General features: G+C 73.6%; 13 protein-coding genes. 2 read left to right on the top strand and 11 right to left on the bottom strand.

Annotation, left to right across the window (positions count from 1 at the left end; translation table 11 throughout):
• Nucleotides 1-115 precede the first annotated feature (115 nt).
• Both ACWERV_RS31060 and ACWERV_RS31055 read right to left on the bottom strand, forming a co-directional pair.
• Nucleotides 116-2,965 carry a putative bifunctional diguanylate cyclase/phosphodiesterase gene (locus ACWERV_RS31060; protein WP_452939391.1) on the bottom strand — a complete coding sequence of 950 codons (2,850 nt, stop codon included), beginning with the start codon at nt 2,963-2,965 and terminating at the stop codon, nt 116-118.
• A 332-nt stretch (nt 2,966-3,297) separates the two neighbouring features.
• Complete coding sequence (locus ACWERV_RS31055; protein ID WP_452939388.1) at nt 3,298-4,260, bottom strand: 2-hydroxyacid dehydrogenase; 963 nt, start codon at nt 4,258-4,260, stop codon at nt 3,298-3,300.
• Nucleotides 4,261-4,370: 110 nt separating this feature from the next.
• Here ACWERV_RS31055 and ACWERV_RS31050 point away from each other — a divergent pair, with 110 nt between their 5' ends.
• A complete protein-coding gene (locus ACWERV_RS31050; protein ID WP_452939385.1) occupies nt 4,371-5,624 on the top strand; it encodes a PQQ-dependent sugar dehydrogenase in 1,254 nt (417 codons plus the stop codon).
• A gap of 448 nt (nt 5,625-6,072) precedes the next feature.
• Here ACWERV_RS31050 and ACWERV_RS31045 read toward each other — a convergent pair whose 3' ends face one another.
• Entirely contained in the window at nt 6,073-9,105 is a 3,033-nt protein-coding gene (locus ACWERV_RS31045; RefSeq protein WP_452939382.1) for a helix-turn-helix transcriptional regulator, read from the bottom strand.
• A 128-nt stretch (nt 9,106-9,233) separates the two neighbouring features.
• Nucleotides 9,234-9,443, bottom strand: coding sequence for a hypothetical protein (locus ACWERV_RS31040; protein ID WP_398186943.1), 210 nt, complete (start codon nt 9,441-9,443; stop codon nt 9,234-9,236).
• Nucleotides 9,444-9,723: 280 nt separating this feature from the next.
• Here ACWERV_RS31040 and ACWERV_RS31035 point away from each other — a divergent pair, with 280 nt between their 5' ends.
• Entirely contained in the window at nt 9,724-11,469 is a 1,746-nt protein-coding gene (locus tag ACWERV_RS31035; RefSeq protein ID WP_452939379.1) for a protein kinase domain-containing protein, read from the top strand.
• On the opposite strand, the gene ACWERV_RS31030 is transcribed toward ACWERV_RS31035, so the two are convergent.
• The 7 genes from ACWERV_RS31030 to ligA form a co-directional block, all read right to left on the bottom strand.
• Entirely contained in the window at nt 11,358-13,652 is a 2,295-nt protein-coding gene (locus tag ACWERV_RS31030; RefSeq protein ID WP_452939376.1) for an MMPL family transporter, read from the bottom strand. The two genes, ACWERV_RS31035 and ACWERV_RS31030, sit on opposite strands and share 112 nt — an antisense overlap.
• Nucleotides 13,653-13,865: 213 nt before the next feature.
• Complete coding sequence (gene gatB / locus ACWERV_RS31025) at nt 13,866-15,374, bottom strand: Asp-tRNA(Asn)/Glu-tRNA(Gln) amidotransferase subunit GatB (protein WP_398186952.1); 1,509 nt, start codon at nt 15,372-15,374, stop codon at nt 13,866-13,868.
• Nucleotides 15,375-15,396: 22 nt separating this feature from the next.
• Entirely contained in the window at nt 15,397-15,621 is a 225-nt protein-coding gene (locus ACWERV_RS31020; RefSeq protein ID WP_452939373.1) for a hypothetical protein, read from the bottom strand.
• Entirely contained in the window at nt 15,618-17,111 is a 1,494-nt protein-coding gene (gene gatA / locus ACWERV_RS31015; RefSeq protein WP_398186958.1) for an Asp-tRNA(Asn)/Glu-tRNA(Gln) amidotransferase subunit GatA, read from the bottom strand. Before gatA ends, ACWERV_RS31020 begins: the two co-directional genes overlap by 4 nt.
• 5 nt (nt 17,112-17,116) lie before the next feature.
• Nucleotides 17,117-17,410 (bottom strand): Asp-tRNA(Asn)/Glu-tRNA(Gln) amidotransferase subunit GatC, encoded by a 294-nt coding sequence (gene gatC, locus ACWERV_RS31010; RefSeq protein ID WP_398186961.1) that lies wholly within the window; start codon nt 17,408-17,410, stop codon nt 17,117-17,119.
• Between the two features lie 183 nt (nt 17,411-17,593).
• Nucleotides 17,594-19,822 (bottom strand): putative bifunctional diguanylate cyclase/phosphodiesterase, encoded by a 2,229-nt coding sequence (locus tag ACWERV_RS31005; protein WP_452939369.1) that lies wholly within the window; start codon nt 19,820-19,822, stop codon nt 17,594-17,596.
• A gap of 223 nt (nt 19,823-20,045) precedes the next feature.
• A complete protein-coding gene (gene ligA, locus ACWERV_RS31000) occupies nt 20,046-22,307 on the bottom strand; it encodes an NAD-dependent DNA ligase LigA (protein ID WP_452939366.1) in 2,262 nt (753 codons plus the stop codon).
• Nucleotides 22,308-22,312: the final 5 nt, after the last annotated feature.

Here is a 22,312-nt window from a genome sequence, read left to right as displayed (position 1 = left end):
GGGAGCGCGCCGGTGCGAGTGCGAGGCGGTGATGCCTCGGTCAGCCGACGCGCTTTCCAAGTACGAGAATTCGGGTGCGCATGGCCTCGACCTTCCTCCGGACCCCCGGCGGGTGTCAAGCGGGTGGGACACGCGTCTCACTATGTGATCGACAGGACGGCAGCTGCACGGTGCGCTGCGCAACCTGCTCACGTGCGGTTTCCTGGGATACGGGGCAGGTGCCGTCGGGGCCGCCGCGGCGCTCCGGATCACCCGGCAGTGGGTATCCGCCGCGGGTCAGCGAGCCGCGCAGCCGGTGCTCGTCCAGCAGCCCGGAGAAGGCCATGCCCTGGCCCTGGCCGCAGCCCATCTCACGCAGCGCGTGCACCTGCTCCGGCCGGTCCACCCCGTCGGCGACGGTACGCAGCCCCAGGTCGGTGGCCATCATCAGCAGCCCGCGGGTGATCGTCCGCAGCCGCGGGGAGTCGGCCATGCCCTCGACGAAGAGCCGGTCGAGCTTGACGGCGTCCACCGGGAGGGTGCGCAGCGCGCCGAGCGCCGCGTGGCCGGTGCCGAAGCCACCGAGGGCGATCCGCACGCCGGTGCGGCGCAGCTGGCGCAGCCGCCGCTCCAGCTCGTCCAGCGCCACGCCGGGGGCGCCGCCGGTCAGCTCCACGACCAGGGCGCCGGGGGGCAGCCCGTACCGCTCCAGCAGGCCCTCGACGGCGCCGGGCGGCAGGTCGCGGTGCAGCAGCCGCAGCGCGGACAGCTTGACGGTGACCGGCACCCGGTGGCCGGCCCCGTGCCGCAGCGCGGCCTGCGCGACCGCCTGCTCCAGCTGCCAGCGGCCCAGCTCGACGGTGCGGTCGGTGTCCTCGGCGGCTTGCAGGAACTCCGCGGGGGTGAAGAGGATGCCCTGCGAGGAGCGCCAGCGGGCCTGTGCCTCGACGGCCGCGATCCGGCCGCCCGCCAGCTCCACGACCGGCTGGTGCAGCAACGTGAACTCGCCGTCGTGCAGCGCCTGGTGCAGCCGGGTGGCCATCTCGGTACGGCGTACGGCGGCGGTCCGCAGCTGCGGGGCGTAGACCTCGACGCGGCCCTTGCCCGCCTGCTTGGCGCGGTACATCGCCAGGTCGGCGTCGCGCATCAGCTCGCCCGCGGAGCCGCCGGGCTCGCCGAAGGCGATGCCGATGCTGGCGCCGACGCGCACCTCGCCGCCGTCCACCCGGTAGGGCTCGCACAGGGCGGCGCGCAGCCGCTCGGCGATCTCGGCGGCCTGCTCCTCGTCGGCGCCGCACACCAGCACGGCGAACTCGTCGCCGCCGAGCCGGGCGGCGGTGTCACCGGCCCGCAGCGCGCCCTGGAGGCGGCGGGCGGCCTGGGTGAGCAGGTGGTCGCCGGCCTGGTGGCCGATGGAGTCGTTGACGCCCTTGAAGCCGTCGAGGTCGACGTAGAGGACGGCGGCCCGGTCGTCACCGGGGCGGCGGCCGGCCAGCGCCTTGCCGACCCGGTCCAGGAACAGGGCGCGGTTGGGCAGGTCGGTGAGCGGGTCGTGGGAGGCGTTGTGCTGGAGCTGGGCCTGGAGGCGGACCCGCTCGGTGACGTCCCGGCTGTTGAAGATGAGGCCGCCCTGGTAACGGGTGACGCTGGACTCCACGTTGAGCCAGCCGTCCTCGGCGCCGGGCGGGCCGCCACGGCGGCCGGACCGGATACGGCACTCGATGCGGGTGGCGGACTCCTCGCCGGGCGGGGCGGCGAGGAAGCGCCGCACCTCGTGGACGACCCGGCCGAGGTCGTCGGGGTGGATGTGGGCGGACAGCTCGGTGCCGACCATCTCCTCCGGGTCGCGCCCGTAGACACCGGCCGAGGCGGGGCTGACGTAGCGCAGCACCCCGGTGGGCGCGGCGATCATGATGACGTCGCTCGACCCCTGGACCAGGGAGCGGAAGTGGTTCTCCTTCTGGGCCAGCTCCTGGGTCAGCGCGATGTTGTCCAGCAGCATGATGGCCTGCCGGACCACCAGGGCGAGGACGACGGTGCTGCCGGTGAGCAGCACGACCTTGTCGCACTTCTCGCCGGTGATCATGTCGTAGAGGATGCCGAGGGTGCAGACCGCCGCCGCCAGGTAGGGCGTGAGGGCGGCGAGCGAGCCGGTCACCCGGCGGGTGGTGACGCTCGGGCGCAGCAGCGGCAGTTCGCCGCGGCCGACCCAGGGCGCGTAGGCCATGAGCATGCTGCCGGCGAACCAGCCGGCGTCCAGGATCTGGCCGGAGTGGTAGTGCTCGCGCAGCAGCGGCGAGGTGAACAGCGCGTCGCACAGCACGGTGAGCGCGAGCGCGGCCAGCGCGGTGTTGACGGCGGCGCGGTTGGCGGCGGAGCGGCGGAAGTGCAGGGCCAGGACCATGCTCACGAGCACGATGTCCAGCAGCGGGTAGGCCAGCGACAGGGCGACCTTGGCGGTGCTCGGCCCGTCGTAGGTGGCGGCGCGGGCGAGCGCGAGGCTCCAGGACAGGGTGAGCAGCGAGCCGCCGATGAGCCAGGTGTCCAGGCCCAGACAGATCCAGCCGGCCTTCGACACCGGGCGTTTGGCGAGCACCAGCAGGCCGATCACGGCGGGCGGCGCGAAGAGCAGGAAACAGAAGTCGGCGGGCGAGGTCTGCGGGACGGGGCGGTCGAGCACCACCTCGTACCACCCCCACACGGCGTTGCCGAGGGCGGCCATCAGCGAGGACACCGCGAAGAGCACCCAGGCGGCCCGGTGGCCGGAGGCGCATCTGCGGGCGTACAGCAGCATCGAGACGGCGGCGGCCGCGGCGGCGGCCGACAGTCCGAAGTCGCCCATGAAGGCGGCCACCTGGCCGGTGCCCCAGCCGAGCACCGCCCCCGTGGTGTAGCCCGCGCAGGCGAGGGTCAGCAGGAGCTGCGGCAGCAGGCCGCCGCCGGCCCGCGCCGGGGTCCGGGTGAGGACCGCGCCGCTGGTGGTCACTTCGGTGTCCCGTACGCCGGGACCGGCGGGCGCGCGGTGCGCCGCCGGTGCGCCGGGCACACCGGACGTCCGGCGCGCGGCCGGCCGGATCGTGCGGCGCGCTGGGTGTGCCCGCCGGGGAACCGCCTCGGTCCGTCCATCGCCCGTCGCCCCCCTCACTCGCTCGTCGTTCCTCCGCCGCGGTCGTCCGCTCCGCACGCGGCGGCCCCGCCTCCGGACGATACACCAGAATCGTCACTCAGCGATAGGGCCTCTCTACTGAGCGTAACCACATGGGGGTGGGCGCACACCCGCCGCAGTCGGCCGGTGCCGTTCCGCGGTGGGTGGCTCGCTCAGCCGGTCACCTGGACGACGTTCGCGAGGTCCTCCCCGCTTGCGAACCTGGCCAGTTGGGACCGGATCAAACGCTGGGCGCGCGGCAGGAAGGCCGACGTGCTGCCGCCCACGTGCGGACTGATCAGGACGCCCGGCGCGTGCCACAGCGGGTGCCCGGCGGGCAGCGGTTCGGGGTCGGTGACGTCCAGCGCCGCCGTCAGCCGCCCCGACGCGGTCTCGGCGAGCAGTGCCCCGGTGTCGACGACCGGGCCGCGCGCGACGTTCACCAGCAGCGCGCCGTCCTTCATCGCCGCGAGGAACTTCGGGCCCGCCAGGCCCCTGGTCTGCTCGGTCAGCGGGGTGGTGAGGACCACCACGTCGGCGTCCGGCAGCAGCGCGGGCAGGTCGGCCAGCGCGTGCACGGGCCCCCGCGCGGAGTTCCGGGCGCTGCGCGCGACCCGGGTGACCTCGACCTCGAAGGGCAGCAGCCGGTCCTCGACCGCGGCCCCTATCGATCCGTAGCCGACGATCAGCACCCGGCGGTCGGCCAGCGCGGGGTAGAAGCCGCTGTACCACTTCTCGTCGTCCTGGCCCCGGACGAAGCGCGGGATGCCGCGCAGCGAGGCCAGGATCAGGGCGAGCGTCAGCTCGGCGGTGCTCGCCTCGTGCACCCCGCGCGCATTGCACAGGCGCACGCCCGGCGCGAAGTGGTGCAGGTGGGGCGTGATGTGGTCCACACCGGCGCTCAGCGTCTGGATGACGCGCACCGACGTCATGTGCGGCAGCGCGCCGGCCGCCGCCCCCTTCATATAGGGCACGACGTAGAAGACGGCCTGCGCGGGATCGGCGGGGAAGTCCCCCGTGCCGTCCCAGTAGACGTAGTCGAAGGCGTCCGGCAGTCCGTCGATCTCCTCGGGCGGCAGGGACAGCCACACCTGCGGCCGCCGGCCCGCGGCGGAATCCTGGGTGATGTCGTTCATGGTCAGGAGGCTAGGGCACACCCCCGGGCGGCCGGGAGCCCCGGCCCGTGGCGGCGTTCTGCGGGCGGCGCGGTCGGCCGTGTGCTTGGGTGGGACGGGACGGGGGCACCATGATCGCGGCGGACGATTTGCGAGGGCAGACGGTGAGCACAGGGCGTCGCAGGCGCGCGCGCGGGGTCGTACGCGGAGCCGCGGTGGCGGCAGCGGGAGCGCTGCTGGCCGCGGGGTGCTCCGGCGGGAATCCGCCGGGCTTGCAGGCCCCGACGGCCTCGCACTCCAAGGGCGCGCCGACCGCGTCCACCGCCGCGACCACCAGCGCCGCGCCGAGCCCCTCCGCCACGCCGACCACGCCCGCCGCGGCCGCCACCGGCAGCGCCAAGGCCGACGCCACGGTCGCCACGAAGCTCGCCGCGCCCTGGGGCGTCGCCCAGCTCGCCGACGGCACGCTGCTGGTGGGCTCGCGCGACACCGGGAAGGTCAGCCTCGTCGACCCGGAGAAGGGCACGAGCACGCTGGCCGGCACCGTCCCCGGCGTCACCCACACCCAGGGCGGCGAGAACGGCCTGCTCGGGCTCGCCCTCTCCCCCAACTTCGGCACGGACCACTTCGTCTACGCGTACTTCAGCACCGACTCCGACAACCGCATCGCCCGCATGCTGTACGACCCCACGCGGTCGGCCGGCGACCAGCTCGGCGCCCCCGACACGATCCTGCGCGGCATCCCCACCGGCTCGATCCACAACGGCGGGCGGATCGCCTTCGGCCCCGACGGCATGCTCTACGCCGGGACCGGCGAGACCGGCAACCGCGGGCTCGCCCAGGACATGTCCTCGCTCGGCGGCAAGATCCTGCGGATGACGCCCGACGGGCAGCCCGCGCCCGACAACCCCGTCTCCGGCTCCCTCGTCTACTCCCCCGGCCACCGCAACGTCCAGGGCCTCGCCTGGGACCCCGAAGGCCACCTGTGGGCCTCCGAGTTCGGCCAGGACACCTGGGACGAGCTCAACCTCATCGAACCCGGCAAGAACTACGGGTGGCCCGTGGTGGAGGGCATCGCGCACCGCGCCGGATACGTGGACCCCGTCGCGCAGTGGCACACCGACGAGGCCTCACCCAGCGGCATCGCCTACGTGGCGGGCTGCATCTGGATGGCCTCGCTCAAGGGCGAGCGGCTGTGGCGGATCCCGCTCGACGGGACGAAGGCGGCGGCCGCGCCGCAGGCATTCTTCGTCAAGACGTACGGGCGGCTGCGGACGGTGGTGGCCGTCGACGACCACACGTTGCTCGTGACGACGAGCAACACGGACGGGCGTGGGACGCCCAAGCCGGGCGACGACCGCATCTTGCGCGTGGCGGTGTCCTAGGCGTTTCGCTCCGGGGTGCCACTTGCGGTGGCGTCCGCGACCGTCCCCTGGTGGGGGGTTGCGCGCGCAGTTCCCCGCGCCCCCGGGTGATTGCCACCTGGCGTCGCCGTGCGCCTTACCCCCGGTGGAGGCTGAGCGCGCAGTTCCCCGCGCCCCCGGGTGATTGCCACCTGGCGTCGCCGTGCGCCTTACCCCCGGTGGAGGCTGAGCGCGCAGTTCCTCGCGCCCCCGGGTGATTGCCACCTGGCGTGGCCGTGCGCCTTACCCCCGGTGGAGGCTGAGCGCGCAGTTCCTCGCGCCCCTGGTTTGTTGCCCTGCGCGGCATGAGCGCCCTCTTACTCCGCAGGGCGAGCGTTTTCAGGGGCGCGGGGAACTGCGCGACAAGCCCCCACCGGCAGAAGGTCGCGGGCGCCACCGCGAGTGGCACCCCCCCCGGGGCGGAAAACGCTCACCCCGCGGGAGCGAAGAGGTGGAGGCGGTGGGCGAGGGCGGCGGCCTCGCCGCGGGTGGCGACGGCGAGCTTGCCCAGGATGTTCGACACGTGCACACTCGCCGTCTTCGGCGAGATGAAGAGCTCCTCCGCGATCTGCCGGTTCGTCCGGCCGTCCGCGACGAGCCGGAGCACGTCGCGCTCCCGGGCCGTCAGGCCCAGCGCGTCCGCCGGGTCGGCGGGCTCCGCCGGGGCGGGCGCGGGGGCGGCGGTCGCGTCGAGCGGCAGCCGGGCCCGCGCGGCGAGCGCGGCCACCTCCGCGGCCAGCGGTTTCGCCCCCGTGTCGGTGGCGGCCTCGTACGCGAGGGCCAGCAGGCACCCGGCGGCCTCGCGGGTGTCGGGTCCGCGGCCGAGCAGCGCCTCGGCGTGCCGGTAGCGCACCGCGGCGAGTTCCAGGGGCCGTTCCTCCGCCGCGAAGGCGGCTTCCGCGGCGGCCCACAGGTCGGGCTCGTGGCGTCCTTCCGCGCGGGCGAGTTCCGCTTCGACGCGCAGCGCGTACGCCTTGTGGACGCCCGCGGGCCGCGGGGTCTCGCGGGCGGCGGCGCGGATCCGTTCCAGGACGTGCCCGCGCGCGGGGTCGCCGGTGAGCGGCCACGGCCCGTCGGCCTCGGCGGCGGCGCCGTCGGCGAGCAGCGGCCAGGCGTAGCGGGCGGTCCCGTTGGGGAATCCGGCGTCGATCGCGGCGAGCAGCCGGTGCCGCGCCTCCTCGTAGCGTCCCTGGGCGGCGGCGAGCCGCAGGCCGAGGCCGCGCAGCGGGATCTGGTGCTGCGGCTGGGTGTCGTAGCGCAGCCCGTCGGTGGCGAAGGCGAGGTGCCGGACGGCGGCCTCGGTGTCGCCGACGGCGAGCGCGAGGAAGCCCTGGAACATCTCCACGCCCGCGCACTGCACGCTGCGCTCGACGTTCTGGGCCTGGCGGGCGGCGGCGAGTTTGACGGCGGCCTGGTCGAAGCAGCCCTGCATGAACAGGGATTCGCCCTCGTTGCCGAGCAGCCAGGAGTTCGTGGCGTTGGCGACGTGGCCGGCGACGCGTTCCTGGCCCTCGCGGCTGACGCGCACCGCGTCGCTGGAGCGGCCGGCGCCCTCCAGGACGGAGGACAGGTTTCCGTAGGTGCGGGATATCAGCCGGGGCACGCCCCAGTCGGCGATCTGCCGGCGCACCTCTTCGACGACGGCGATGCCGCCGGCGACGTCACCGGCGTCGGCCTGGAGGAGGCCGAGGGTGATGCGGGCGTGCAGTTCGGTGTCGCGGGCCCCGGCGGACTTCGCCAGTTCGGCGGCCTGCCCGGCGATGGCGGTGCCCTCGGCGCCGGACTTGTGGACCATGATCCATCCGGCGATCCGCACCAGCACCTCGGCGTGTGTCGCCGACGGCGGCAGCCCGCGGACGAGTTCGCGGGCCCGGTTCAGCTCCTCCCAGCCGTCGCCGCGGCCCAGGTTCTCCGTGGCGGTGGCGCGCTGCGCCCAGAACCAGGCGGCGCGCAGCGGATCGTGGCTGCCGAGGCGCTCCATGAGCCGCAGCGCCCGCTTGGCCATCGTGTAGGAGCGCTCCTGCTCGCCGCTGAGCCGGGCGGCGACGGTGATCTCGGCGAGCAGGTCGACGAGGTCGAGCGGCTGGTCGGTGGGGCAGTCGCAGGGCGGGTAGGCCTCGGCGTAGTCGGTGGGGCGCAGCGCGGCGCGTACCTCCGCGGGCGCGTCGTCCCACAGTTCGAGCGCGCGTTCCAGCAGCCGGTACTGCTCGGCGTAGGCGTGGCGGTGCCGCGCCTCGACGGCGGCGCCGAGCGCCGCGGGCAGCGCGCGGCCGGTGTCGTGGGCGGCGTACCAGTAGTTGGCCAGCCGCGCGGCGCGCTCGTCGGCGGGCACCAGTGCCGGGTCGGCCTCGACGGCCTGTGCGTAGCGCCGGTTGATCCGGCTGCGCTCGCCGGGCAGCAGGTCGTCGCCGACCGCCTCGCGGACCAGGGAGTGGCGGAAGCGGTAGCCCTCGCCGCTGTCGGTGGGCAGCAGGAGGTTGGCGCCCACGGCGGTGCGCAGCGCGTCCAGCAGATCGTCCTCGCACAGCCCGGTGACGGCGGCGAGCAGTCTGTACTCGACGGTGCTGCCGCCCTCGGCGACGAACTTCGCGACCCGCTGGGCGTCCTCGGACAGCGCCTCGACGCGCACCAGCAGCAGGTCGCGCAGCGAGTCGCTCAGGCCCGTCGCGCAGCCCAGGCCCAGGCTGCACGCCAGTTCCTCGACGAAGAACGGGTTGCCGTCCGAGCGGGTGAAGACCTGGTCGACGACCGATTCGTCCGGCGCGTCCGGCAGGATCGCCGTCAGCTGGCTGCGGACCTCGGCGCGGGTGAAGCGCGACAACTCCAGGCGCTCGACGCGGCGCAGCCGGTCGGTCTCGGCGAGGAAGGGGCGCAGCGGGTGCCGGCGGTGGATGTCGTCCGCCCGGTACGTGGCCGCGACCAGCACCCGGCAGCGCTGGAGCGAGCGGAAGAGGTACGCGAGCAGTTCGCGGGTGGAGCGGTCGGCCCAGTGCAGATCCTCGACGACCACGACGACCGTGCGGTCGGCGCCGAGGCGTTCCAGCAGGCGGGCGGTGAGTTCGAAGAGCCGGGCGCGGCCGTCCTCGTCGTAGGCCTCGCGCAGGGCGCCGTCCGGGCTCGCCAGCTCCGGGAGCAGCCGGGAGAGTTCGGCCTGCTGGCCGGCCGCCGCGGCGGTCAGCTCGGGCCCGAGCTGGCGGTAGAGGTCGCGCAGCGCGCCGGAGACCGGGGCGAAGGGCAGGCCCTCGGCGCCGATCTCCACGCAGGCGCCGAGCGCGGTGACCGCTCCCGCGGTACGGGCCGCGGCGAGGAACTCCTCGGTCAGCCGCGTCTTTCCGACCCCGGCCTCACCGCCGATCAGCACGGCCTGCGACTCGCCGGTGTCCGCCGCCGCCAGCGCCGAGGCCAGCCGCGTCAGCTCGGTGTCCCGGCCGATGAACACGGGGCTGAACGACTGCGTCTGCACGCCCCCGAGCATGTCACGCCCGGGGGCTGTACCGACACCCAATACTTTGTGCGCTTCGTCCGCCGGATCCGCTCCGGCGGACGGGGTGGAGGCCCCGGCCCCCGGCGGGGCCTCCACGGGCGCGGCCGTCATGACGCACTGTGCGGGCGCAGGTGACGGTGGGGGGTGGGACTCTCCGCGGACTCCCGGTCGGTTCGTACCGCCGGTCTCGCGGCGGAGCGGCGGGCCGCCGCGCGGCGCTCGGCCCGCGCCGCCTTGGCCTGCTGGGCGAGGCGCCACTGGTCGGCCTGCTCCGTGAGGTCGGCCCTGCGGGCCTGGTGCAGTTCGTACGCGAACATCTTCTTCTCCTTGGAAGGGGATCTCTTTCTCGGTGCCTCAAGCTTCGTCCGTGAGGCACCCCCCTCACATCGGGCACCTGCCCGAACCTGTGCCCCGCGGGGGCCTTAGCCCGCGCCGTCACGTCCTTAGGCCGGTGCCGTACGCCGCGCCGGCGCGCGGGATGCCTAAGGCACCGGCGCACAGGGCACGTTCGCGGATGCGGCATTCGCCGTGGCGGAAGGTCGCGGGCACCTCCGGAAGGGCAGCCCGGGGCGTACCCCCGGCGGTAAGTTGAGGTGCGTGGACACCGCCTCGTACATAGGGCCGGACGACGCGCCGGACAGATACCGCCTGCGGCGGTCGATCGGCCGCGGCGGCGAAGCCGTGCTGTATCTCGCCGAGTTGGAGCTGGGCGGCGCGACGGAACCGGTCGTCGTCAAGATGCTCGACGACCGGCAGGCCCTCTCCCCGGAGCTGTTCGCGCGGGTCAGCGCGAAGTGGCGGGAGCAGGCCGAGCTGCTGCGCTTCGTGCACCGTCCGGGCGTGGTGGGGATCAGGGAGCATTTCGAGGGGCCGTCCGCGCATCCGGCGGGGGTCTTACCGGAGACCGGCGGCCGGGCGCTCTACCTGGTGATGAACCATGTGCGGGGTCTGGACCTGCGCGACTGGCGGGCCGAGCGGACGCTGGAGTCGGCGGAGGAGCGCCGCGCGGCGGTGCGCTGCCTGGAGCAGCTCGCCGAGGTGCTGGACTGGCTGCACAGCGGCGCGGCCACCCCGTCCGGCCGCCGGGTCGTGCACGGCGACCTCTCCCCCGGCAATGTGATGATCGACGAGCACGGCCAGGCGACCCTGGTGGACTTCGGTCTGAGCAAGCTCGCCGCCGAACACCAGACCGCCGAGGTGTGGTTCACCCCCGGCTTCGCCGCGCCCGAGGTCTTCGACGGCATCCGCAGCCCCGCCACGGACCGCTACGCCTTCGGCGCCATCGCGTACTTCCTGCTGAGCGGCGAGTCCCCGGCGACCGTGCCGGAGACGCTGCGGGCGGCGCTGCTCGCGCTCCCGGCGCTCTCGGCGCTGCGCCCGGACAAGGCCGCCCGGGTCGCGGCCGTCTTCGCGGCCGACCCGGAGTCCCGGCCCGTCTCGCTCACCGCGTGGGTGCGGGAGCTGCGCTCCTCCGTGGTGTCGGCCACCCGCGCCGAGCAGCCGCAGGTGCCCGCGGCCGCGCCCGTACCCCCGCCGCCGGCCGGGCCGCCCGTGCCGCAGGGGCCGCCCGCCGTGCCGGTGCCGCCGCCTCCGGTGCACGCGCCGCAGCCGGTCTTCCGCTCACCGGTGCCGGTGCTGCCGCCCACCGTCCCGGAGCCGCGGGCCCGGCGGCGGGGCTTGCGGATCACGCTGGTCGCCGTCGTCGCGGCGGCGCTCGTCGGCGGTGGGGCGGCGCTCGGCACCGTCCTTGCCGGCGGGGGCAAGAGCGACGGCGAGGCCAAGCAGCCCCCGGCCACGACCGGCGCGCCCGGCTCCCACGCGCCCGACGCCGACACCCCCACGAGCGCCCCGGCGACCACCCCCGCGGACGCCCCCACCGACAGCACGGACTCCGGCGGCGGCGACACCGGCGGTGACGCCCCGGACCCCTCCGGCGCCGACCAGACCTCGCTCGCCGACCTCACCCCGACCGACCAGAGCCTCTTCCCGGTGGAACGCAAGACCGCGGCCGTGGACGGCGTGCAGTACCAGGACTCGCTGACCGCGTCGTACTGCTACCGCGACGCCGCCGGGCTCGACGGCTTCGTCGAGTACAACCTCGGCAAGAAGTACCGGACGCTCGACGTCGTCCTCGGTCTGGACGACAACAGCCCGAACACCGGCGAGACGTTCACCGTCTTCGCGGACGGCAAGCGCATCTTCCGCGACCACGCCACGGTCGGGAAGCCGTTTCACCCGAAGTTCGACGTCTCCGGTGTGCTGCGGCTGCGGGTGGAGTGGGTCTCGGACGACGAGGGGAACTGCCCGACCGCCGTGCTGGGGGACCCGACACTGATCCCCTGAGACACCAGCACCGGCGCCGTCCGCACCGCGGCCGGGACGGGCGCCGGGGCGGGGCCCTCGATGCTGATCCGCGGCAGCCTGCGGTCCAGCCAGCCGGGCAGCCACCAGTTGGCGTCGCCGAGGACGTGCATGAGCGCGGGCACCAGCAGGGTGCGCAGCACGAACGCGTCGAGCGCGACGGCGGAGGCCAGGCCGATGCCGAACATCGCGATGACCCGGTCGCCGCTGAGCACGAAGGCCAGGAAGACCGCGATCATGATCACCGCCGCCGAGGTGATGACGCGGCTGGTCTCGGCGAGCCCGACGCGTACCGCCCGGCAGTTGTCGCGGGTCTCGCGCCACTCCTCGTACATCCGGCTGACCAGGAAGACCTGGTAGTCCATGGACAGCCCGAAGAGCACCGAGACCATGATCACCGGCAGGAAGGGCTCGATCGGGCCCGCCCTGCCCAGGCCCAGCCACTCGTCGCCCCACCCCCACTGGAAGACCGCGGTGACGACACCGAAGGACGACGCGACCGCGGCGACGTTCATCACCGCCGCCTTGACGGGGATGCCGACCGAGCGGAAGGCGACCAGCAGCAGCACGCAGCCGAGGCCGACGACGCTGCCGACGAACAGCGGCAGCTTGCCGACCACGACGTCCGCGAAGTCGTCGTAGCTCGCGGTCGGGCCGCCGACGTAGACGCGCAGCCCGCTGCCCTGCTCGGCGGCGGGCAGGACGTCGTGCCGCAGCCGGTTCACGAGCTGCGAGGTGGCGCCGTCCTGCGGTGCGCTGGTGGGGGTGACGGTGATGACGCCCGTGCCGCCGGACAGCTCGACGGGGCTGACCGCGGCGACGCCCGGGGTGTCGCGCAGCGTCTCGGGCAGATGGTCCAGGGCGATCCTGGCCTGCGCGCCGTCCGTGGTGGCGACGAGGGTGAGCGGGCCGTTGCTGCCCGGCCCGAAACCCTCCGCCAGCAGGTCGTACGCCTGCCGCGTGGTGGCCTTGGCCGGGCCGTTGCCCTGGTCGGAGGTGCCGAGGTGGAGGGTGAGCGCGGGCAGCGCCAGGACGGCCATGAGCACCGCGGCGGCCACCCCGAGCAGCCGGGGGTGCCGCTCGACGAAGGCCGACCAGCGCGCGGCGAATCCCGCGGGCGGCTCGGGACGCGGGCCGTGCTCGGCCAGCGCGCGGCGCTCGCGGCGGCTGAGGGCACGCTCCCCGATGAAGCCGAGCAGCGCGGGCAGCAGCGTGACGGACGCGGCCACGGTGAGCAGCACGGTGAGCGCGGCCGCCACCGCGACCCCGTTGAGGAAGCTCAGCCGCAGCACCAGCATGCCGAGCAGCGCGACGCACACCGTGCCGCCCGCGAAGACCACCGCGCGTCCGGTCGTGGCCACCGCCTGCTGCGCGGCCTCGGCGACGTCCAGGCCGCGTTTGAGGCCTCTGCGGTGTCTGCTGACGATGAAGAGGGCGTAGTCGATGCCGACGCCGAGCCCGATGAGCATGCCCAGCATGGGTGCGAAGTCGGCGACGGTCATGGCGTGGCCGAGCAGCACGATCGCCATGTAGGCGGTGCCGCAGCCGACCAGCGCGGTCGCGATGGGCAGCAGCATCGCGGCGAAGGAGCCGAAGGCGACCAGCAGCACCACGGCGGCGGCGCCGATCCCGACGATCTCGCTGAGGTGCGCGCCCGCGCTCTCGGTGCTGCCGACCGCCTGGCCGCCCAGCTCCACCTGGAGGCCGCCGTGCCGGGCGGCGGTGGCGGTGTCCACCAGGGCCTGGGCCTGGCCGCGCGGTATCGCGTCGGCGTCCGCGGCGAAGCCGACGACGGCGTAGGCGGTCCGCCCGTCGGCGCTGATCTGCGTCTTCCCGTCGGCGGCGTAGGGGCTGTCGACGGAGGCGACACCGGGCAGATGGCGGGCCCGGTCCAGCACCGAGGTCATGGTCTGCCGGACGCCGGAGTCGGTCACGGCGCCGTGCGCGGTGTGCCAGACGATGGTGTCGGTGTCGCCCGCCTGCCCGGGGAACGCCTCGCGCAGCAGCGCGGTGGCGTGCCCCGACTCGGTGCCGGGGGCCTCGTAGTGCCGGGAGTACGCCGAACCCGCGACGCCCGCGGCGGCGGTGAGGCCGACGAGGACCGCGAGCCACAGCAGCACGGCGGTGAGGCGGCGGCGCAGACACCACCGTGCGAGTGCGGCCATGAACCAGCTGCTCCTGTGTGCTCGGACGTCGCCCCACTCTGACAGGAGAAAATGATCCTTTGGGACTTTCGTGCCCTTCCTCACAAGCGGTAAAAGCCGGATAAGGAATACGCCGGAAAACGCCGGAGGACGGCACCCCGGGTGGGGTGCCGTCCTCCGTGCGGTGCTCCGTGCGGCGCTTCGCGCAATGCTCCGTGCGGCGCCGCGTGTTCCTCAGCCCTGGACGCCCAGCTTCTCCAGGACCAGTTCGCGGACCCGCTTGGCGTCCGCCTGGCCCCGGGTGGCCTTCATGACCGCGCCGATGAGCGCACCGGCCGCCGCGAGGTTGCCGCCGCGGATCTTGTCGGCGATGGCGGCGTTCGCCGCGATCGCGTCGTCCACGGCCTTGCCGAGCGCGCCCTCGTCCGAGACGACCTTCAGACCGCGCCTGTCGACGACCTCGTCCGGGCCGCCCTCGCCCGCGAGCACGCCCTCGATGACCTGGCGGGCCAGCTTGTCGTTGAGGTCGCCCGCGGCGACGAGCGCCGCGACCCGGGCGACCTGCGCCGGGGTGATCGGCACCGCGGCCAGCTCGGTGCCCGACTCGTTGGCGTGCCGGGCCAGCTCGCCCATCCACCACTTGCGGGCGGCCGCGGAGTCCGCGCCCTCCGCGATCGTGGCGAGGATCAGGTCGAGCGCCCCGGCGTTGAGCACCGACTGCATCTCGTGGTCGGCGATGCCCCAGTCCTCCTGGAGCCGCTTGCGGCGCAGCCGCGGCAGCTCCGGAAGCCCTGCGCGCAGTTCCTCGACCCACTCGCGGGACGGGGCGACCGGCACGAGGTCGGGCTCGGGGAAGTAGCGGTAGTCTTCCGCCTCCTCCTTGATGCGCCCGGAGGTCGTCGAGCCGTCCTCCTCGTGGAAGTGCCGGGTCTCCTGCACGATCGTGCCGCCGGAGGTGAGCACCGCGGCGTGCCGCTGGATCTCGAACCGGGCGGCGCGCTCGACGCTGCGCAGCGAGTTGACGTTCTTGGTCTCGCTGCGGGTGCCGAACTTCTGCTCGCCGCGCGGGCGCAGCGACAGGTTGACGTCGCAGCGCATCTGGCCCATCTCCATACGGGCCTCGCTCACCCCGAGCGCCTTGATCAGCTCGCGCAGCTCCGCGACGTACGCGCGGGCCACCTCGGGGGCGCGGTCGCCCGCGCCCTCGATCGGCTTGGTGACGATCTCGATGAGCGGGATGCCGGCCCGGTTGTAGTCCAGCAGCGAGTGCGAGGCGCCGTGGATACGCCCGGTGGCACCGCCGACGTGGGTGGACTTGCCGGTGTCCTCCTCCATGTGGGCGCGCTCGATCAGCACCCGGAAGACCTCGCCGTCCTCCAGCTGGACGTCCAGGTAGCCGTCGTACGCGATGGGCTCGTCGTACTGCGACGTCTGGAAGTTCTTCGGCATGTCCGGATAGAAGTAGTTCTTCCGGGCGAAGCGGCACCACTCGGCGATGGAGCAGTTGAGCGCGAGGCCGATCTTGATGGCCGACTCGACGCCGGTCTCGTTGACGACCGGCAGCGAGCCGGGCAGGCCCAGGCAGGTCGGGCAGACCTGCGAGTTGGGCTCGGCGCCCAGCGCGGTGGAGCAGCCGCAGAACATCTTCGTCCTGGTGCCCAGCTCGACATGGACCTCCAGGCCCATCACCGGGTCGTAGGCCGCGAGCGCGTCCTCGTAGGACAGCAGTTCCGTGACGGTCACGTGGTTTCTTCCTCCTGGCCTGTCAGTCCGTCAGCACGTCGTCGTCCGGCTGGCGCAGCTCGCGGACGAGCAGGGCCACGCCGGTGGCCACCGCGGCCACCCGGATCAGACCGTCGATGAGCTGGAGGTTGTCGTGCTCGCCGCGTGCGGTGCGGACCTTCTTGACGTTGCTGAAGGCGGCGAAAAGCGTGCTGCCGATGGCCAGGTACGTACCGGCCTTGCCCTTCTTCTTGCCCTTGGTGCTCATAGCTGCGGTGCCTCCTCAAGGAGCGGGTGGCCCCACTTCGTCACGAAGGCGGCCTCGACGGCGGCGCCGACCCGGTAGAGCCGGTCGTCCTGGAGTGCGGGAGCGATGATCTGCAGGCCCACCGGTAGACCGTCCTCCGGCGCGAGCCCGCAGGGCAGCGACATCGCCGCGTTGCCCGCGAGGTTGACCGGGATGGTGCACAGGTCGACCAGGTACATCGCGAGCGGGTCGTCGACCCGCTCGCCCAGCGGGAAGGCGGTGGTCGGCGTGGTCGGCGACACCAGCACGTCGACCTGCTCGAAGGCCTTCGCGAAATCGCGGGTGATCAGCGTGCGGACCTTCTGCGCCGAGCCGTAGTAGGCGTCGTAGTAGCCCGAGCTGAGCGCATAGGTGCCGAGGATGATGCGGCGCTTGACCTCGGCCCCGAAACCGGCCTCGCGGGTCAGCGCGGTGACCTCCTCGGCGGACTTCGTGCCGTCGTCGCCGACCCGCAGGCCGTAGCGCATCGCGTCGAAGCGGGCCAGGTTGCTGGAGCACTCCGACGGCGCGATCAGGTAGTACGCGGCCAGGCCGTACACGAAGGACGGGCAGGAGATCTCCACGACCTCCGCGCCCAGCTCGCGCAGCGTCTCGACGGACTCCTGGAAGCGCTGGACCACACCGGGCTGGAAGCCCTCGCCGCCCAGCTCCTTGATGACGCCGACACGCATCCCGCGCACGTCACCGCTGCGGGCCGCCTCGACGACCGGCGGCACCGGCGCGTCGATCGACGTCGAGTCCAGCGGGTCGTGGCCGCCGATCACCTCGTGCAGCAGCGCCGCGTCCAGCACCGTACGCGCGCACGGGCCGCCCTGGTCCAGCGAGGACGAGAAGGCCACCATGCCGTAGCGGGACACCCCGCCGTAGGTGGGCTTCACACCGACCGTGCCCGTCACCGACGCGGGCTGCCGGATGGAGCCGCCGGTGTCCGTACCGAGTGCGAGCGGGGCCTCGTACGCCGCGAGCGCCGCGGCGCTGCCGCCGCCGGAACCGCCCGGGATACGCGTCAGGTCCCACGGGTTGCCGGTCGGGCCGTAGGCGCTGTTCTCGGTGGAGGAGCCCATCGCGAACTCGTCCATGTTGGTCTTGCCCAGGATCACCACGTCGGCGGCCTTGAGCTTCTTGGTGACCGTCGAGTCGTACGGCGGGATCCAGCCTTCGAGGATCTTCGAGCCGACCGTGGTGGGCACGCCCTCGGTGGTGAAGATGTCCTTCATCGCCAGCGGCACACCGGCCAGCGGCCCCAGCGGCTCACCCGCGGCACGCTTGGCGTCGACCGCGCGGGCCTGCGCGAGGGCGCCCTCCCGGTCGATGTGCAGGAAGGCGTGCACCTTCTCGTCCACGGCCTCGATCCGGGCCAGGTGCGCCTCGGCGACCTCGACCGCGGTCAGCTCGCCGGACGCGATCTTCTCCGCCGTCTGCGCGGCGGTCAGCCTGATGATGTCCGTCATCGTGGTCAGTCCTCCCCCAGGATCTGCGGCACCTTGAAGCGCTGCTGCTCCTGCGCCGGGGCGCCCGACAGCGCCTGCTGCGCGGTGAGCGACGGCCGGACGGTGTCCGGGCGCATCACGTTCGTCAGCGGCAGCGGGTGCGAGGTCGGCGGGACGTCCTCGCCGGCCACCTCGGAGACGCGGGCGACCGCGCCGATGATGTCGTCAAGCTGTCCGGCGAAGTGGTCCAGCTCATCGGCGGACAGCTCCAGCCGTGCCAGCCGGCCGAGGTGGGCTACCTCCTCGCGCGTGATGCTCATTCGATCCTCTGCGGGTGAGACAACGGTGTGAGCCCCAATCCTATGGGGCTCCGCCCCGCCCCCGCGAAGCCGTTCCCCTGCGGGGGGCCCGGGGGGCTCGGGCCTTCACCCCAGAGGGGCCGCGCAGGCCGCGCCGGGCGAGCGTTTTCAGGGGCGCGGGGAACCCGGCGGGCCGGCCGCAGGCTACAAGCGCTCGACCGGCGCGACGGCCGGGACCGTCGAATGCGTGCCCGGCGCGGGCGGGAGGGCGCGGCGTGCGGCGAAGGCGGCGGGGAGGGCGCCGCGCTCACCCCGGGCGAGCAGCCACTTCGTGGCTTCCTCGGGCGGCATCGCCGCGGCGACCAGCCACCCCTGTACCGCATCGCACCGCAGGTCCCGCAGCCGCTCCCACGTCTCGTCGTCCTCGACGCCCTCCGCGACGACCATGAGGCCCAGCGAGTGGGCCAGGTCGACCGTGCAGCGCACGATCTCCGCGTCCTCGGCGTCGACGACGAGCCGGGCGACGAAGGAGCGGTCGATCTTCAGTTCGCTGACGGGCAGCCGGCGCAGGTGGACGAGCGAGGAGTAGCCCGTGCCGAAGTCGTCGAGCGACATCTTGACGCCGTGGCCGGTGAGGCCGAGCAGGGTGTCGGCGGCGCGCTGCGGGTCCTCCAGCAGGACGTGCTCGGTGATCTCCAGCTGGAGGGAGTGGGCCGGGACCTGGTGCCGGGCGAGCCGGGCGGCGACCGTGCCGGCGAAGCCGGGGCTGTGGACGTCGCGGGGCGAGACGTTGACGGCGACGGGCACGTCGAGGCCCAGCTCGCGCCAGCGGGCGACCTGGGCGAGCGCGGTGTCCAGGACGTATTCGGTGAGCAGCGGCATCAGGCCGGACGTCTCGGCCATGGTGATGAACTCGTCCGGGCTGACCCGGCCGCGCTCCGGGTGTTCCCAGCGGACCAGGGCCTCCAGGCCCGCGACCCGGCCGTCGAAGCGCACCTTGGGCTGGTAGTGGAGTTCGACCTCGCCCGCGTCCAGCGCCCGGCGCAGATCGCCGAGCAGACCGAGCCGGTCGGGGGTGTTGCCGTCGCGCGTGGCCTCGTAGACCTCGACGCCGCTGCGGTCGCGTTTGGCCTGGTACATCGCCACGTCGGCGCGGCGCAGCAGCCCTTCGGCGTCCAGCGCGTGGTCGGGGAAGACGGCGACGCCCGCGCTGGCCTCCAGCACGAGGGACAGCCCGTCCAGGCTGAGCGGCGAGGCGAGGGCGGCGACCAGGGTGCGGGCGACGCGCTGGGCGCGGGTGGTGGAGTCGCAGCCCGGCAGCAGGACGGCGAACTCGTCGCCGCCGAGCCTGGCCGCCTCGGCGCCGCGCGGCAGCGCGGTACGCAGCCGGTCGGCGACCTGGAGCAGCAGCCGGTCGCCCGCGCGGTGGCCGAGCGTGTCGTTGACGGAGCGGAACTTGTCGAGGTCGATGAGGATCAGCCCGACGCGGCCGCAGCCGTCCGGCGGGTGCGTGCCCGTACCGCCGGACGCGGCCAGGAAGCCGGGCTCGGCGCGCTCGCAGTCCTCCTGCGCCTCGTCCAGCGCGCTCCAGGCGCGCTCCAGCAGCCACTGGCGGTTGGGCAGTCCGGTGAGCGGGTCGCGCAACTGCTCCTCGGCGCGGGCGTGGGCGATCCACAAGGTGGAGTCCAGCGCGATGAGCGGTACGGAGAAGAGCGGCAGCAGCGCGGGCTTGTCGCACGCGACGACCAGGATGAGCGGCGAGATGCCGAGCAGCGCGCAGCCGAGCATGCCCTGCCGCATGAGGGCGGAGCGGGCGACGGTCGGCAGGCCGTCACCGCGCGGGGCGAAGGCGCACCACAGCAGGGCGCGGGTGGCGGCCAGGTACGCGAGCGCGGCGATCGTGACGATCGGGACGGCGGTCATCGACCAGACGTCGGGGGCCCAGGGGTGCTCGACCGAGGGATGCGCGCCGCACAGGCTGAGCACGGCGGCGCCGGCGCCGATGCCGAGGATGTCGATGGAGCCGTAGAGCGCGGCCTGCCGCCATCGGTGCCGGCGGGCGGCGCCGACCAGGGTGACCACGGCGAGGCTGACCAGCAGGGCCGACACCCAGCCGTGCACCAGCAGCATGGCGAGCGTGAGGGCGGCACCGGATCCGGTGCCGCCCCACCAGCGGTCGCGGCCGATGGCCACCAGATGGCCGACGATGATGCCGGTCAGGATCGCGAAGCCCCAGCCTCCGGTGCCGGCCGGGAAGAGCGCGTGGCCGTGCTTGAGCACCCGGCAGATGCCGACGGCCAGGCAGATCGCCGCGGCGGGCGGTGCCGCGGTCCGCACCAGCGAGCGGGAGAGGGAGGGGGCGAGGGAGGGCAGCGCGGCGACGGGCGCGCGCGGGTGCAGCGGCGCCGCTGCGGCACTCTCCGTCGGATGCATGCCCGTCCCTCTTCCAGCCCGGTGAAGCAAGCAGGTCGCACCGCCCCCTGCCCGCCGGGGAGTTCCGTCGGAGCTGACGGAACGTATCGCCGCGGTGGGGACGCGTCTCAACACTAGGCCGCCCGGCGCCGTCCCGGGCACCGATCGAACGGGGTTGCCCGAATGCGACCAGGCACATCGACGTATTCTGATATAGGCCGATCGAGTGACATCTCCGGGCCATTCAGCCGGATTCGGCGGCCGAATCGGCGGTACCGGAGTCTTCGGCGGAGCCGTCCGCCGCCCCGTCGGCGGCGTCCGGCGCGGGCTCCACGGGATTCACCGCCATTGCGCGGGCGGCCTCCGGACCGTCCGTGAGCAGCGCGGTGAAGCCCGCCTCGTCCAGAACCGGCACTTTGAGCTGCACGGCTTTGTCGAACTTGGATCCGGGATTGTCACCGGCGACCACGAAGTCCGTTTTCTTGGACACCGAGCCGGTGACTTTCGCACCTCGGCTGCCCAGGGCCTCTTTTGCGCCATCCCGGGTATATGCCGAGAGCGTTCCGGTCACGACGACGGTCACTCCTTCGAGTGGCCTCGGCCCTTCGTCCGAGCCCTCCTCGGTGAAGGTGACGCCCGCCTCCCGCCACTTGCGGATGATCTCCTGGTGCCAGTCCTCGGCGAACCACTGTTTGACGGACGCGGCGATGGTGGGCCCCACGCCGTCGACCGCGGCCAGCTCCTCCTCGGCCGCCGTCATGATCCGGTCGAGGTCGCGGAACTCGCGGGCCAGCGCGGCGGCGGCGACCGGACCCACATGGCGGATGGACAGTCCGGTGATGACCCGGGCGAGCGGGCGCTCGCGGGCCGCCTTGATGTTGTCCAGCATCGCCAGCGCGTTCTTCTTCGGCTCGCCCTTCTGGTTGGCGAAGAAGGTGACGATCTTGGGCTCGCCCGTCTCCGGGTCGCGCTTGGGCAGGCCGCTGTCCATGTCCAGGACGTAGGAGCGGATGGGCAGCAGGCTCTCGATGTCCAGCGAGAACAGGTCGCCCTCGTCCCTGAGCGGCGGCGCGGCCTCCAGCGGCTGGGTCAGCGCGGTCGCGGCGACGTAGCCGAGCGCCTCGATGTCCAGGCTGCGGCGGCCGGCCAGGTAGTAGACGCGCTCGCGCAACTGGGCGGGGCAGTAGCGGGCGTTGGGGCAGCGCAGGTCGATGTCGCCCTCCTTCATCGGCTGCAGGGGGGTGCCGCAGTCCGGGCACTCGGCGGGCATCACGAACTCCCGCTCCGTCCCGTCCCGCAGATCCACCACCGGGCCGAGGATCTCGGGGATGACGTCACCGGCCTTGCGCAGCACCACGGTGTCGCCGATCAGGACGCCCTTCTTCTTGACCACGTCCTGGTTGTGCAGCGTCGCGAACTCGACCTCGGAGCCGGCCACCGTGACCGGTTCGACGACCGCGAAGGGCGTGACGCGGCCCGTGCGTCCGACGCCGACCCGGATCTCGACCAGCTTGGTGTTGACCTCCTGCGGCGGGTACTTCCAGGCGATGGCCCAGCGCGGTGCGCGGGAGGTCGAGCCGAGCCGGCCCTGCAGCGGGATCTCGTCGACCTTGACGACGACGCCGTCGATCTCGTGCTCCACGTCGAGCCGGTGGTCGCCGTAGTAGGCGATGAAGGCGCGCACCTCGTCGAGGGTGCCGACGACCTTGTTGTGCCGTGCGGTGGGCAGGCCCCATTCGCGCAGCAGCTCGTAGGCGTGCGACTGGCAGTCGATGGTGAAGCCCTCGCGGGCGCCGATGCCGTGCACGACCATCTGCAACGGGCGGGAGGCGGTGATCCGCGGGTCCTTCTGGCGCAGCGAACCGGCGGCGGCGTTGCGCGGGTTGGCGAACGGCTTGTCACCGGCCTCCACCAGCCGGGCGTTGAGCTCCTCGAACTTCTCGCCGGGGAAGTAGACCTCGCCGCGGACCTCGACCAGCTCCGGGACGCGGTCGCCGGAGAGCCGCTCCGGGATGCCGGCGATCGTCCGGACGTTGGGCGTGATGTCCTCACCCGTGCGGCCGTCGCCGCGGGTCGCGCCGCGGGTCAGCCGGCCGTTCTCGTACGTCAGGTTGACCGCGAGGCCGTCGACCTTGAGCTCGCACAGGAAGTGGTAGGGGCTGTGGGCGTTGTCGGGCGGGCCCAGCTCGGCGGCGACCCGGTCGGCCCAGGTCGTCAGCTCCTCGTCGGTGAAGGCGTTGTCCAGCGACAGCAGCCGCTCGCGGTGCTCGACGGAGGTGAACTCCGTCTCGTACGCACCGGCGACCTTCTGCGTCGGCGAATCCGGGGTGCGCAGCGCGGGGTGCGCGTCCTCGACCGCCTCCAGGCGGCGCAGCAGCCGGTCGAACTCGGCGTCGCTGACGACCGGCGCGTCCTTGACGTAGTAGCGGAAGCGGTGCTCTTCGACCTGCTCGGCGAGACGCGCGTGCTCCTCGCGGGCCTCCGCCGGAATCTCCGTGTCCTCCACGACCC

The organism is Streptomyces sp. NPDC004031, from assembly GCF_053604375.1.
This window is presented reverse-complemented; position numbering and strand designations above follow the sequence as displayed.